Genomic DNA, 12,993 nt, shown 5'->3' with positions numbered 1-12,993 from the left:
GGCACAGTCAAAGGCAGATCGATGACAATGTCAACGATATTTCAAAATGCCTCTTAATCGCATTCGGAAGTGGTTGGGGAGGTTGCGCTACCAAGACTTGGCACGCCCTGGCTTTCTTGGCAGAGGTGGATCATGAGCCAGACATCGAGCAGGGACGGGCACGCGTCGCCCGATGCGGACGAAAGTCACTCGCCGGCGCCGATCACCGTGATGCTGTCGTCGCGGCTGATGGTGCTTGCCAACCTGCTTAAGCGCGGCGCGATCCTGCGCTACAAGCGCCTCGCCGGACTGTCCTCGGTCGAGTTCGGTCTCGTCGCCTCGCTCGGCCGCCGTCCGCCGATGAGCGTGGCGCGGCTCGCCGAAGCCGTCGGCCAGGACAAGGGCCAGATCAGCCGCGCGCTCGCGGAACTCGTCTCGCGCAAGCTGATCGCGAAATCGGCGAACCCGAGGGACAGCCGCGAGGTGCTGGTCTCACTGACCGCGGCGGGGCTCGCCGCGCATGATGCGATCGTCGAAGGCGCGCAGGAGCGCAATCGGCAATTGCTGGAACAGTTGAGCAAGGACGAGTTCGAGACGCTGCTGGCGCAGATCGACCGTCTCACGGCGACGGCCGAAAAGATGCTCGAGGCCGAGAAAGTTCCGCGCTGATCTCTTGGAAATCTCCGGAAATACTGGATCGATTCTAAGAGTCTTTCTAAGAACCTTTCAATTAGGGAATTCGCGCGCGCTCACCTAAGCGTTGCAAGCGCTTGCCGTTGGGGGAACGACGGCATGACGCTGCAAAACAGACATCTTGGGGTGCGCGGTGAACAGTCTTCGTATGCTGCGGTCAGCCGTCCTGGCGACCGCGTCCGCTTTCGTATTGGTGCCGCAGGCATCGCTTGCGCAATCGTCGACGCAAAGCGGCGCGCAAAATCTGCCGGCGGTGACCGTGAACGCGCCGGAAGCACGCCGCCGTGCGCCCACCGCCGCCGTGCGCACTGCGCCGCGGCGGTCTGTGCAGACCGCCAATCGAAACAGACCGCAGCCGCAGCGCAATGTCGGCTTCGTCGAGACGCCGCTCGGTCCGGTGAACGGATATGTCGCGGGCCGCAGTTCGTCCGGCACCAAGACCAACACGCCGATCATGGAGACGCCGCAATCGGTGTCGGTGATCGGCGCCGAACAGATCCGCGACCAGAAGGCGATGAAGCTCGACGAAACCCTGCGCTATACCGCAGGCGTGCGTGCCGGCACCTTCGGCGCCGACACGCGAAACGACTGGTGGCTGATCCGCGGCTTCAAGTCCGACGACATCGGTCTGTTCCTCGACGGCATGCAGCTGTTCTACACGGCCTATGCGAGCTGGCGGATTCCGCCGTTCAACATGGAGCGGGTCGAGGTGCTGCGCGGTCCGTCGGCGGTGCTCTATGGCGGATCGAGCCCGAGCGGCATCGTCAACGTCATCAGCAAGATGCCGCCGACCGAGCCGATCCGCTACATCGAGACCGGCGTCAACAATTTCGGCAACGCCTATGTCGGCTTCGATGTCGGTGGTCCCGTCGCAACGCAGCCCCAAGACGGCAAGCTGTTCTACCGTGTCGTCGGCGAGATCAGGAACGGCGGCACGCAGGTCGACTTCACGCCGGACAACAATTACTTCATCGCGCCGTCCTTCACCTGGAAGCCGGATGCCGACACCTCCTTCACGGTGCTCGCCTCGGCGTCGAAGACCGACACCCGCGGCATCAACTTCCTGCCGTACCAGGGCACGGTGACCAACGCGCCGTTCGGCAAGATCCCGACCAGCTTCTTCGTCGGCGATCCCAGTGTCGACAAGTTCACGCGCGAGCAGGAGATGCTCGGCTACCTGTTCGAACGCAATCTCACCGACGATCTGACGTTCCGGCAAAATGCCCGCTTCGCCCATATCGATCTGACTTACCGGGGCTACATCGGCAACGGCTGGGACAACATCAATACGGCCACGTTGGGCCGCTACAATTGGTATGCGAAGGACACCGCCAACCAGGCCAATCTCGACAACCAGCTCGAGTACCGCTTCAACACCGGTCCCGTCAGGCATACGATGCTGTTCGGCGTCGACCTGAAGGGCTACCAGATCGACGACTATCAGGCCTTCAACTTCGGCACCGTTCCGCCGATCAACGTCTTCAATCCCGTTTACGGCATCAATGTCCCGCTCACGGGCCCCCCGTTCCGCAACTTCCTGATCACGCAGAAGCAGGCTGGCACCTATCTCCAGGACCAGATGAAGCTCGGTAATTTCACGCTGGTGCTGAGCGGGCGCAATGATTGGGTCGAGACGACGCAGGCCGCTCGCGACACGGGCGCGACGATCGCCAGCAATAACGACAGCCAGTTCAGCGGCCGCGCAGGCCTGATCTACAATTTCGACAACGGCATCGCGCCCTACATCTCCTACGCGACGAGCTACAATCCGATCATCGGTCTCAACGCGCAGAACCAGCTGTTCGTGCCGGAGACCGGCAAGCAGGCCGAGATCGGCGTGAAGGTCGCACCCAGGGGATTCGACGGCTATTTCACCGCCTCGGTGTTCGACCTGAAGCGCCAGAACGTGCCGACCACCGATCCGGTCATCACCACGCTGCAGAACCAGACCGGCGAGGTGACCTCGCGCGGCATCGAGCTCGAAGCGGTGGCCAATGCCACGAAGGAGCTGAAGTTCATCGGCGCCTTCACGGCCTACCATCTCTTCACCAGCAGGGACCTCAATCCGGCACTGGTCGGCAAGACGCCGACCAACACGCCCGAGATGCTGGTCTCTGGCTGGGCGGACTACACCTTCAAGGACGGTCCGCTTGCGGGATTTGGTTTCGGCGGCGGCGTGCGCTATGTCGGCTCCTCCTGGGCCGACCCCGCCAACACCCTAGAGGTTCCCGCGGTGGTGCTCGGCGACCTCGCGGTCCACTACGAATGGCAGAACTGGCGCACGGCCATCAACGTGATCAATTTGACCGACAAGATCTACGTCGCGAGCTGCGCGGGGACCACGTCCTGCTTCTACGGCGACCGCCGGCGCGTCACCGCCAGCGTCTCCTACAAGTGGTAAGCGCAGGCGAGGGGAGGGCTTCGTGAAGGCGCGTACGGTCAGGCTCTGGTCCGTGGTCCACACCTGGACCAGCCTGGTCTCGACCGTCTTCCTGCTCCTGCTATGCCTGACCGGCCTGCCGCTGATCTTCCATCACGAGATCGATGAGCTCCTGGGCTATGCCCCCCAGCCCGAAGCTCATGCGGGCGCGGCGCGTGCGACGACCCAGGCGGTCGCCGACGCCGCGCTCGCCGCCGATCCCGGCCGCGTGCTGCAATATATCTCCTGGGACAAGGACGAGCCCGGGATCGTCACCGCGTTCACCAACAGCGCCGTCGACGGGCTGCCTGACAACACGACCGTGCGTGCCTTCGATGCGGTGTCGACCAAGCTGCTCGGACCGGTCGGCATCGGGCCGATGCTGATCATGCTCAAGCTGCATACCGACATGTTTGCCGGCCAGCCCGGGAAATTGTTCCTGGGCGGAATGGGCCTGTTGTTCGCAATCGCCATCATCTCCGGCGTGGTGCTGTATTGGCCGTTCACCCGCCGTCTGCGCTTTGCCACCATTCGCGATCGCGCCTCTCGGCGCGTGCGCTGGCTCGACTGGCACAATCTGATCGGTGTCGTGACGGTGGCCTGGGCGCTGGTGGTTGGGCTGACCGGCGTCGTCAACACCTGGGCCGAGCTGATGCTCAACCAGTGGAAGGCGACCGAGCTCGCCAGCATGGTCGCGCCCTATGCCGGCAAGCCGCCGCCCGCGCATCTGGCTTCGCTCGACGACGTCGTCGCGCGTGCCAGGCAGACGGCTCCCGGCATGGAGGTCGCCTTCATCGCGTTCCCGGGCACGCCCTTCACCTCCTCGCACCACTTTGCCGCCTTCATGCGCGGCGACACGGCGCTGACGGCGCGGCTCCTCAAGCCGGTCCTGCTCGACGGCGAAACAGGGGAGGTCGCCGACAGCCGGGCGCTGCCGGTCTATCTGCAGGCGCTCCTGATCTCGCAGCCGCTGCATTTCGGCGATTATGGCGGGATCCCGCTCAAGGTGATCTGGGCCGTGCTCGACATTCTCACGATCGTTGTGATCGGCAGCGGCCTCTATCTCTGGCTGGCGCGGCGGCGCAAGCGTGCGCCGGCCAGAGCCAACGCATTCGCCAGACGGACCCCGGTCCCGTCGTGATGCATGGCTCCTCTGACCGTTCGCGCCTGTGGATACGTGTCTTTGCGGCACCCATCCTGCTCGCGGCCGCGACCATCACCGGCCTGCTGGCCGCGCTGCTCTGGGGAACGATTGGCCAGTATGTCGCCTGGGTGACGGTCGGCGCCCCGGTGCTGGTCATTGTCTGGGTTTGGGTGCGCTGCCGGACCCAAAAAACCGGGCAATTTTCGCGGACGATGCGCGGCAAATAGCGGCCTCGGCCCCTGCGCCGCAATCTGCGAACGGCTGCCCTGCAAAACTGTGGCCGCCCTTGTCGGATTCTGCGATCTGCTCCATACCAGCCGCGGGGTGATTCCGGGATTTTCACCGCTGTGGGGACGGCAAAGGGCCTAAAAAGAGCGTGTCTTGCGCCCATTGGTGCACTGCGCTAAGGCTCAGAACAATTCCAAACTGGACGAATCCGTGGCTGTCCCGAGGCTGCGGGAAAAAGGGCTCGTCAATGAGCGGCATTCTGCAGAACTATCTTCCACTCGTCGTCTTTATAGGGGTAGCGGGCCTCATCGGCCTCGTGCTGCTGATCGCGCCCTTCATCGTGGCGTTCCAGCAGCCGGACCCGGAAAAACTGTCGGCGTATGAGTGCGGCTTCAACGCCTTCGACGACGCCCGCATGAAGTTCGACGTCCGCTTCTATCTGGTCGCCATCCTCTTCATCATCTTCGACCTCGAGGTGGCGTTCCTGTTTCCCTGGGCGGTGGCGTTCGGCAAGCTTGGCGCGACCGGCTTCTGGTCCATGGTGGTGTTCCTCGCCGTGCTGACGGTCGGGTTCGCCTATGAATGGAAGAAAGGGGCACTGGAATGGGATTGAACCCTGCAACGTCCACCGGTCCGGTTGTTGCGCCGGCCGCCAAGGGCATCCTCGATCCGTCGACCGGCCGTCCGGTCGGCGCCAATGATCCGTTCTTTCTCGAGGTCAACTCCGAGCTGTCCGACAAGGGCTTCTTCGTGGCCGCGACGGACGACCTCATCACCTGGGCCCGCACCGGCTCGCTGATGTGGATGACCTTCGGCCTCGCCTGCTGCGCGGTCGAGATGATGCAGGTGTCGATGCCGCGCTACGACGTCGAGCGCTTCGGCTTCGCCCCGCGTGCCTCGCCGCGCCAGTCGGACGTGATGATCGTCGCGGGCACGCTGACCAACAAGATGGCGCCGGCGCTGCGCAAGGTCTACGACCAGATGCCCGAGCCGCGCTACGTCATCTCGATGGGTTCCTGCGCCAATGGCGGCGGCTACTATCACTATTCCTACTCGGTCGTGCGCGGCTGCGACCGCATCGTGCCGATCGACATCTACGTGCCGGGCTGCCCGCCCACGGCGGAAGCGCTGCTGTACGGCGTGCTGCTGCTGCAGAAGAAGATCCGCCGCACCGGCACCATCGAACGCTAAGGTTTTACGTCATGGACGACGCCAAGCTCGACGCCCTGGGGCAGACGATCGTTAGCGCGCTTCCGGGCGCCGCCACCGGTCACACGGTTGCCTTCAACCAGCTCACGGTCGACGTCGAGGTCAGCAAGATCGTCGAGGTGGTCAAGTACCTCCGCGACGATCCGAAGTGCCGCTTCATCAACTTCACGGACATCACGGCCGCGGACTATCCGTCGCGAGAGAAGCGCTTCGACGTGATCTATCACTTCCTGTCACCGACCCTGAACACGCGGATCCGGCTCAAGGCCCAGGCCGACGAGACCACACAGGTTCCGTCGCTGATCGACGTGTTCCCGGGCGCGGACTGGTTCGAGCGCGAGGCCTACGATCTCTACGGCGTGTTCTTCGTCGGCCACCCCGACATGCGCCGCATCCTCACCGATTACGGTTTCGAGGGGCATCCGCTGCGCAAGGATTTCCCGACCACCGGTTTCGTCGAGGTCCGCTACGACGACCAGGAGAAGCGGGTGGTGTACGAGCCGGTCCGGCTCAACCAGGAATTCCGCAAGTTCGATTTCCTCTCGCCATGGGAAGGGGCGGACTATCCGCTTCCCGGTGACGAGAAGGCGGGACCGAAGGCCTGATCATGAACGAGCAACCTGAACAGCTTCGCAATTTCACCATCAACTTTGGACCGCAGCATCCTGCGGCCCACGGCGTTTTGCGCCTCGTGCTCGAATTGGACGGCGAAGTCGTCGCGCGCGTCGATCCCCATATCGGCCTGCTTCACCGCGGCACCGAAAAACTGATCGAGCAGAAGACCTATCTTCAGGCGATCCCTTATTTCGACCGCCTCGACTACGTCGCGCCGATGAACCAGGAGCATGCCTTCTGTCTCGCGGCCGAAAAGCTGCTGGGCATCGAGGTGCCGCGCCGCGGCCAGCTCATCCGCATCCTCTATTGCGAGATCGGCCGCATTCTCTCTCACCTTCTGAACGTCACCACGCAGGCGATGGACGTCGGCGCGCTGACCCCGCCGCTGTGGGGTTTCGAAGAGCGCGAGAAGCTGATGGTGTTCTACGAGCGCGCCTCGGGCAGCCGCATGCACGCAGCCTTCTTCCGCGTCGGCGGCGTGCATCAGGACCTGCCGCAGAAGCTGGTCGACGACATCGAGGCCTGGTGCGATCCGTTCCTGAAGGTCGTGGACGACCTCGACCGCCTGCTCACGGCCAACCGCATCTTCAAGCAGCGCAACGTCGACATCGGCGTGGTGCCGCTGAAGGAAGCCTGGGAGTGGGGCTTTTCGGGCGTGATGGTGCGCGGCTCGGGCGCAGCCTGGGATCTGCGCAAGTCGCAGCCCTATGAGTGCTACGCCGAGATGGATTTCGACATTCCGATCGGCAAGAACGGCGACTGCTACGATCGCTACCTGATCCGCATGGAAGAGATGCGCCAGTCCGTGCGCATCATGAAGCAGTGCATCCAGAAGCTGAACGCGCCTGACGGCAAGGGTCCCGTCGTCGTCGAGGACAACAAGGTCGCGCCGCCGCGCCGTGGCGAGATGAAGCGCTCGATGGAAGCGCTGATCCACCACTTCAAGCTCTACACCGAAGGCGTCCACGTGCCGGCCGGCGAAGTCTACGCCGCGGTCGAGGCGCCGAAGGGCGAGTTCGGCGTCTATCTGATCTCCGACGGCACCAACAAGCCGTACAAGTGCAAGATCCGCGCGCCGGGCTTTGCGCATCTTCAGGCCATGGACCACATCTGCCGCGGCCATCTGCTCGCAGACGTCTCGGCGATCCTCGGTTCGCTCGACATCGTGTTCGGAGAGGTCGATCGGTGAGAGCCATGGCACCCATCGCGATACTCGCCGGGGCGGGTTGTTGGGCCGGAAGCGCGCAGGCGCAGCTTCCGGCTGCCTTCTCGTCAGAGTGCCCGCAACGAACAACCGTCGCGAGTTGGTGTCCGGATCAGTTGTCCAAAGAAGGTTGGAAACTGAAATATGAAAGCGTAAGTCCGCGCGAGCTGATGGATGCGTATTGGCGTTACGAAGTGTGGATTCGTGACCGAGCCGCAGTCCTTTGCCAACTGAGCGGAGGTCTTGGTGGCATCAAGGCGAACTCTTGTCGGGAATTGAGCGAGGTCGATCGGTGATGGCGCAGGCGCCAATCCAGTTTGACCGTGCCTCGGGGGCCCTTGAAGGGGCCAACCTGTGGGAGCGGACGGCTGCCTTGGCGCTGGTGACGGGATCGAAGATCTCCTCGCACTTCTCGCACATGGGCTACATCGCCTGCGCCAATCTGCTGGCGAAGACGCTGCCCAAGCGCAATATCGCGATCAAGCTCAACCCCGACGCTGTGTTCGAGTTTCCTTACGGCGACGGCTACTGGAGCAAGCTGCTCAACCGCTCCTACAATTACGAGGACGAGCTGGAGCTGCTGTTTGCCGACTCCATCGACGTCGACTACACGCTGCTCGATTGCGGCGCCAATTACGGCTACTGGTCGGTGCTGGTGTCGAGCAAGCCGTTCGGTTCGCACAAGGCGATCGCGATCGAGCCGTCGGGACAGAACTACCCGAAGCTCGCCAACAATGCGCGCGTCAACGGCAACCGCTTCGAGGCCATGAAATGCGCGATCGGCGCCAGCCGCGGCACCGCGCGGCTGTCCGGCACCAAGCACGAGGCCTTCAGCATCGCCGGCGATGCGTCGGCGGGCGGCGAGGAGGTGCCGGTGATTGCGCTCGACAACCTCATCGACGACGGCAAGGTCGCTGCCAGCGGCAAGTACCTGATCAAGCTCGACGTCGAGGGCGTCGAGATCGAGGCGATCAAGGGCGGCGCCCGGCTGCTCCAGGCCGACAGCGTCATCATGTGCGAGGAGCACGGCAGCGACCGCAGCCACGCCGTGTCGCGCTACATCCTCGAACAGACCCCGCTGAAGCTGATCGTGTTCGATCCGCGCAGCAACCGGATGGAGACCGTGACCGAGCTGTCGATCCTCGACCGCATCAAGGTCTCGACCCACGTCGGCTACAACGTTTTCGGCACCGCAAGCGCGTTCTGGCAGGACAGGATCGAAGCCCTGAATGCGAAAACCGCGCGCCGTATGCAGTGAGAGATAAGAGATGTCCGTTCGCCGATTAGCACCGAAGGAAGTCCAGCCCGCGAGCTTTGCGTTCACGGAGGAGAACCTCGCGTTCGCCAAGCAGCAGATCGCGAAATATCCGGCCGGCCGGCAAGCCTCCGCCGTCATCGCCATCCTCTGGCGCGTCCAGGAACAGCACGACGGCTGGGTGTCGGAAGCCGCGATCCGCGTCGTCGCCGACATGCTGGACATGCCCTATATCCGCGTGCTCGAGGTCGCGACCTTCTACACGATGTTCCAGCTCGCACCCGTCGGCAAGAAAGCCCACGTCCAGGTCTGCGGCACCACGCCGTGCCGCCTGCGCGGCGCCGAGGATCTGATCCACGTCTGCGAGCACCGCATCCATCACGAGCCCTTCCATCTCTCCAAGGACGGCAATTTCAGCTGGGAAGAGGTGGAGTGCCTCGGTGCCTGCGTGAACGCGCCGATGGTGCTGATCGGCAAGGACACCTATGAGGATCTGACCAAGGAAAGCTTCGGCAAGGTGCTCGACGGCTTTGCTTCGGGCAATCCGCCCAAGCCCGGTCCGCAGAACGGCCGCCAGTTCTCGGCGCCGACGGGTGGGCCGACCACGCTGAAGGAGATCACCTGATGCGTGATCTCCCCGCAATTGGAGGGAACGAGGCCGTGAAGAAATGGGGCTTCGTCGCCATGCACGCCGCGGTCGCGGCCGCCTTCATGTTCCTGCTGCAGCGTTTCATGATGAACGCGTCGCTGGAGACCAGTCTGCTCTGGGCGCTGACCTTCGCCGTCTGCGCCGCCGGACTTGCCTACAAGCAGTCCATTCGTTGATCGGAAAGCACTGATATGCTCGAGGACAAGGACCGCATCTTCAAGAACCTGTACGGCCTCCACGATTGGGGGCTTGAGGGCGCGCGGCGCCGCGGCGCCTGGGATGGTACGAAGAACATCATCGACAAGGGCCGCGACTGGATCATCAACGAGATGAAGGCGTCGGGCCTGCGCGGCCGCGGCGGCGCCGGCTTCCCGACCGGCCTGAAGTGGTCCTTCATGCCGAAGGAATCGACCGACGGCCGGCCGAGCTATCTCGTGGTCAACGCCGACGAGTCCGAGCCCGGCACCTGCAAGGACCGCGAGATCATGCGGCATGATCCGCATCTGCTGATCGAGGGCTGCCTGATCGCGAGCTGCGCGATGAACGCGCATGCCTGCTACATCTATGTCCGCGGCGAGTTCATCCGCGAGCGCGAGCACCTCCAGGCCGCGATCGACCAGGCCTATGAGGCCAAGCTGGTCGGCAAGGACAACGTCAACGGCTGGCCGTTCGACATCTACGTCGCGCACGGCGCCGGCGCCTACATCTGCGGCGAGGAAACCGCGCTGCTCGAAAGCCTCGAAGGCAAGAAGGGCCAGCCGCGGCTGAAGCCGCCGTTCCCGGCCAATGTCGGCCTGTTCGGCTGCCCGACCACCGTCAATAACGTCGAGTCCATCGCGGTTGCGCCGGACATCCTGCGCCGGGGCGCGGCGTGGTTCGCCGGCATCGGCCGTCCGAACAATGTCGGCACCAAGCTGTTCTGCATCTCCGGCCATGTCGAGCGGCCCTGCAACGTCGAAGAAGCCATGGGCATTCCGTTCCGTGAGCTGATCGACAAGCATTGCGGCGGCATCCGCGGCGGCTGGGACAATCTCAAGGCCGTGGTTCCCGGCGGCTCGTCGGTGCGCATGGTGCCGGCCGAGCAGATCATCGACACGCCGATGGATTTCGACAGCCTGAGCAAGCTGCGCTCGGGCCTCGGCACCGCGGCCGTGATCGTGATGGACAAGTCGACCGATCTGATCCGCTCCATCGCGCGCATCTCCTATTTCTACAAGCATGAGAGCTGCGGCCAGTGCACGCCGTGCCGCGAGGGCACCGGCTGGATGTGGCGCGTCCTGACCCGCATGGCCGATGGCCGCGCCCACAAGCGCGAAATCGACATGCTGCTCGAAGTCACCAAGCAGGTCGAAGGCCACACCATCTGCGCGCTCGGCGACGCAGCCGCGTGGCCGATCCAGGGCCTGATCGCGCATTTCCGTCACGAGATCGAAGCGCGCATCGACCAGTATTCGCACAAGGCCGACATCGACGATATCGGCGTCCGCGATCCCGTGAACATGGTCGCGGCGGAGTAGGAAGAATGACCAAGCTCATCATCGACGGCAAAGAGATCGATGTCCCCGCCGAATACACGCTGCTTCAGGCGTGCGAGGCGGCCGGCGCCGAGATTCCGCGCTTCTGCTATCACGAGCGGCTGTCGATCGCCGGCAATTGCCGGATGTGCCTCGTTGAAGTGAAGGGCGGCCCGAAGCCGGTCGCGAGCTGCGCCTGGGGCGTGCGTGACTGCCGTCCGGGCCCCAAGGGCGAGCCGCCGGAAATCTCGACGCGTTCGCCGATGGTGAAGAAGGCACGCGAAGGCGTGATGGAGTTCCTTCTCATCAACCATCCGCTGGATTGCCCGATCTGCGACCAGGGCGGCGAGTGCGACCTCCAGGACCAGGCGATGGGCTACGGTGTCGACACCAGCCGCTTCGCCGAGAACAAGCGCGCGGTCGAGGACAAATATCTCGGCGCGCTGGTCAAGACCTCGATGAACCGCTGCATCCAGTGCACGCGCTGCGTCCGCTTCTCGGCGGAAGTCGCCGGCGCGCCCGAGATGGGCGCCACCGGCCGCGGCGAGGACATGGAGATCACGACCTATCTCGAGCACGCGTTGACGTCCGAATTGCAGGGCAATCTCGTCGACATCTGCCCGGTCGGCGCGCTGACCTCGAAGCCCTACGCCTTCGCCGCGCGCCCGTGGGAGCTCGGCAAGACCCAGTCGATCGACGTCATGGACGGCCTCGGCTCGGCGATCCGCGTCGACACCCGCGGCCGTGAGGTGATGCGCGTGCTGCCGCGCATCAACGAGGCCGTGAACGAGGAGTGGATCTCCGACAAGACCCGCCACATCGTCGACGGCCTGCGCACCCAGCGCCTCGACCGGCCCTATATCCGCGAGGCCGGCAAGCTGCGTGCCGCGAGCTGGCCCGAGGCCTTCGCCGCGATCGCCGCCAAGGCGGGTCGGACCGACGGCAAGCGCATCGGCGCGATCGCCGGCGACCTTGCCGGTGTCGAGGAGATGTTCGCGCTGAAGGATCTCCTGGCCAAGTACGGCTCGGGCAATCTGGCGGTGCAGGGCGGCGACGCCTTCGATCCCGCGCTCGGCCGCGGCTCCTACATCTTCAATCCGACGCTGGTGGGTGTCGAGCAGGCTGATGCGTTGCTCATCATTGGTGCCAATCCGCGCAAGGAAGCGGCCGTGTTCAACGCCCGCATCCGCAAGCGCTGGCGCGCCGGCGGCTTCAAGGTCGGCGTGATTGGCGCCAAGGCCGATCTGACCTACGACTACGACCATCTCGGCGCAGGCACCGACACGCTCGGCGAGCTCGCGGCCGGCAAGCACTCCTTCATGGACGTGCTGAAGAACGCCAAGAACCCGATCATCCTGGTCGGCGCGGGCGCGGCCTCGCGTCACGATGGCGCCGCCATCCTCGCCGCCGCCGCCAAGCTCGCGCTCGATGTCGGCGCTGTGAAGGACGGCTGGAACGGCTTTGGCGTGCTGCACGAGACCGCCTCGCGCGTCGGTGCGCTCGATATCGGCTTCTCCGCAACGAGCGGGGGCCTGAACGCCGCGCAGATGACGACGTTCGGCACGCTGGACCTGCTGTTCCTGCTCGGCGCCGACGAGATCAAGCCGTCGGACGGCACCTTCGTCGTCTATATCGGCACCCATGGTGACCGCGGTGCGCATCGTGCCGACGTGATCCTGCCGGCGGCAGCCTACACCGAGAAGTCCGCGATCTACGTCAACACCGAAGGCCGCGTGCAGATGACCGGCCGTGCCGCGTTCCCGCCGGGCGAAGCCCGCGAGGACTGGGCGATCGTCCGCGCGCTCTCGGAAGCGCTCGGCAAGAAGCTCGGCTATGACTCGCTTGCTGCGCTGCGCCAGGCGATCTTCAAGGCCGTGCCGCATCTGATCCGGCTCGACCAGATCGAGGCCGGCTCCGCCGACCAGATCAGGAAGCTGGCGGGGAAGGGCGGCTCGCCCGAGAAGGCGCCGTTCAGGGCACTCGTCGAGGACTTCTATTTGACCAACCCAATCGCGCGTGCGTCCGCCGTGATGGCGGAATGCTCGCGGCTTGCCTCCGGGCAGATGCTGACCGCAGCGGAGTGA

The 12,993-nt window shown here is 64.5% G+C and carries 13 protein-coding genes; all 13 read left to right on the top strand.

Annotated features, from left to right (window positions below):
* Window positions 1-132: 132 nt before the first annotated feature.
* The 13 genes from NLM25_RS25525 (at window position 133) to nuoG (ending at window position 12,993) form a co-directional block, all read left to right on the top strand.
* The gene (locus tag NLM25_RS25525; RefSeq protein WP_254138834.1) at window positions 133-648 is read left to right on the top strand and encodes a MarR family winged helix-turn-helix transcriptional regulator; all 516 of its coding nucleotides are present in this window, start codon (window positions 133-135) and stop codon (window positions 646-648) included.
* Window positions 649-820: 172 nt separating this feature from the next.
* Complete coding sequence (locus NLM25_RS25520; protein WP_254138833.1) at window positions 821-3,073, top strand: TonB-dependent siderophore receptor; 2,253 nt, start codon at window positions 821-823, stop codon at window positions 3,071-3,073.
* Between the two features lie 22 nt (window positions 3,074-3,095).
* Window positions 3,096-4,232 carry a PepSY domain-containing protein gene (locus NLM25_RS25515; protein WP_254138832.1) on the top strand — a complete coding sequence of 379 codons (1,137 nt, stop codon included), beginning with the start codon at window positions 3,096-3,098 and terminating at the stop codon, window positions 4,230-4,232.
* Entirely contained in the window at window positions 4,229-4,462 is a 234-nt protein-coding gene (locus tag NLM25_RS25510) for a hypothetical protein (protein WP_254138831.1), read from the top strand. The genes NLM25_RS25515 and NLM25_RS25510 overlap by 4 nt, the downstream gene beginning before the upstream one ends.
* Window positions 4,463-4,710: 248 nt before the next feature.
* Complete coding sequence (locus NLM25_RS25505; protein ID WP_008136158.1) at window positions 4,711-5,076, top strand: NADH-quinone oxidoreductase subunit A; 366 nt, start codon at window positions 4,711-4,713, stop codon at window positions 5,074-5,076.
* Window positions 5,067-5,654 (top strand): NADH-quinone oxidoreductase subunit B family protein, encoded by a 588-nt coding sequence (locus NLM25_RS25500; protein ID WP_254120053.1) that lies wholly within the window; start codon window positions 5,067-5,069, stop codon window positions 5,652-5,654. Before NLM25_RS25505 ends, NLM25_RS25500 begins: the two co-directional genes overlap by 10 nt.
* An 11-nt stretch (window positions 5,655-5,665) precedes the next feature.
* Window positions 5,666-6,277 carry an NADH-quinone oxidoreductase subunit C gene (locus NLM25_RS25495; protein WP_254138830.1) on the top strand — a complete coding sequence of 204 codons (612 nt, stop codon included), beginning with the start codon at window positions 5,666-5,668 and terminating at the stop codon, window positions 6,275-6,277.
* 2 nt (window positions 6,278-6,279) lie between these two features.
* Window positions 6,280-7,476 (top strand): NADH-quinone oxidoreductase subunit D, encoded by a 1,197-nt coding sequence (locus NLM25_RS25490; RefSeq protein WP_254138829.1) that lies wholly within the window; start codon window positions 6,280-6,282, stop codon window positions 7,474-7,476.
* Between the two features lie 310 nt (window positions 7,477-7,786).
* Window positions 7,787-8,749, top strand: coding sequence for an FkbM family methyltransferase (locus tag NLM25_RS25485; protein WP_254138828.1), 963 nt, complete (start codon window positions 7,787-7,789; stop codon window positions 8,747-8,749).
* Window positions 8,750-8,759: 10 nt separating this feature from the next.
* Complete coding sequence (gene nuoE / locus NLM25_RS25480; protein WP_254120049.1) at window positions 8,760-9,371, top strand: NADH-quinone oxidoreductase subunit NuoE; 612 nt, start codon at window positions 8,760-8,762, stop codon at window positions 9,369-9,371.
* The gene (locus tag NLM25_RS25475; RefSeq protein WP_254120048.1) at window positions 9,371-9,571 is read left to right on the top strand and encodes a hypothetical protein; all 201 of its coding nucleotides are present in this window, start codon (window positions 9,371-9,373) and stop codon (window positions 9,569-9,571) included. Before nuoE ends, NLM25_RS25475 begins: the two co-directional genes overlap by 1 nt.
* 15 nt (window positions 9,572-9,586) lie before the next feature.
* Complete coding sequence (gene nuoF / locus NLM25_RS25470) at window positions 9,587-10,912, top strand: NADH-quinone oxidoreductase subunit NuoF (RefSeq protein ID WP_254138827.1); 1,326 nt, start codon at window positions 9,587-9,589, stop codon at window positions 10,910-10,912.
* A 5-nt stretch (window positions 10,913-10,917) separates the two neighbouring features.
* The gene (gene nuoG / locus NLM25_RS25465; RefSeq protein ID WP_254138826.1) at window positions 10,918-12,993 is read left to right on the top strand and encodes an NADH-quinone oxidoreductase subunit NuoG; all 2,076 of its coding nucleotides are present in this window, start codon (window positions 10,918-10,920) and stop codon (window positions 12,991-12,993) included.

Source organism: Bradyrhizobium sp. CCGB01, assembly GCF_024199795.1.
In the GTDB taxonomy this organism is placed as follows: Bacteria; Pseudomonadota; Alphaproteobacteria; order Rhizobiales; family Xanthobacteraceae; genus Bradyrhizobium.
Note: the sequence above shows the minus strand (reverse complement) of the source record. Positions and strands in the feature narration are given on the sequence as shown.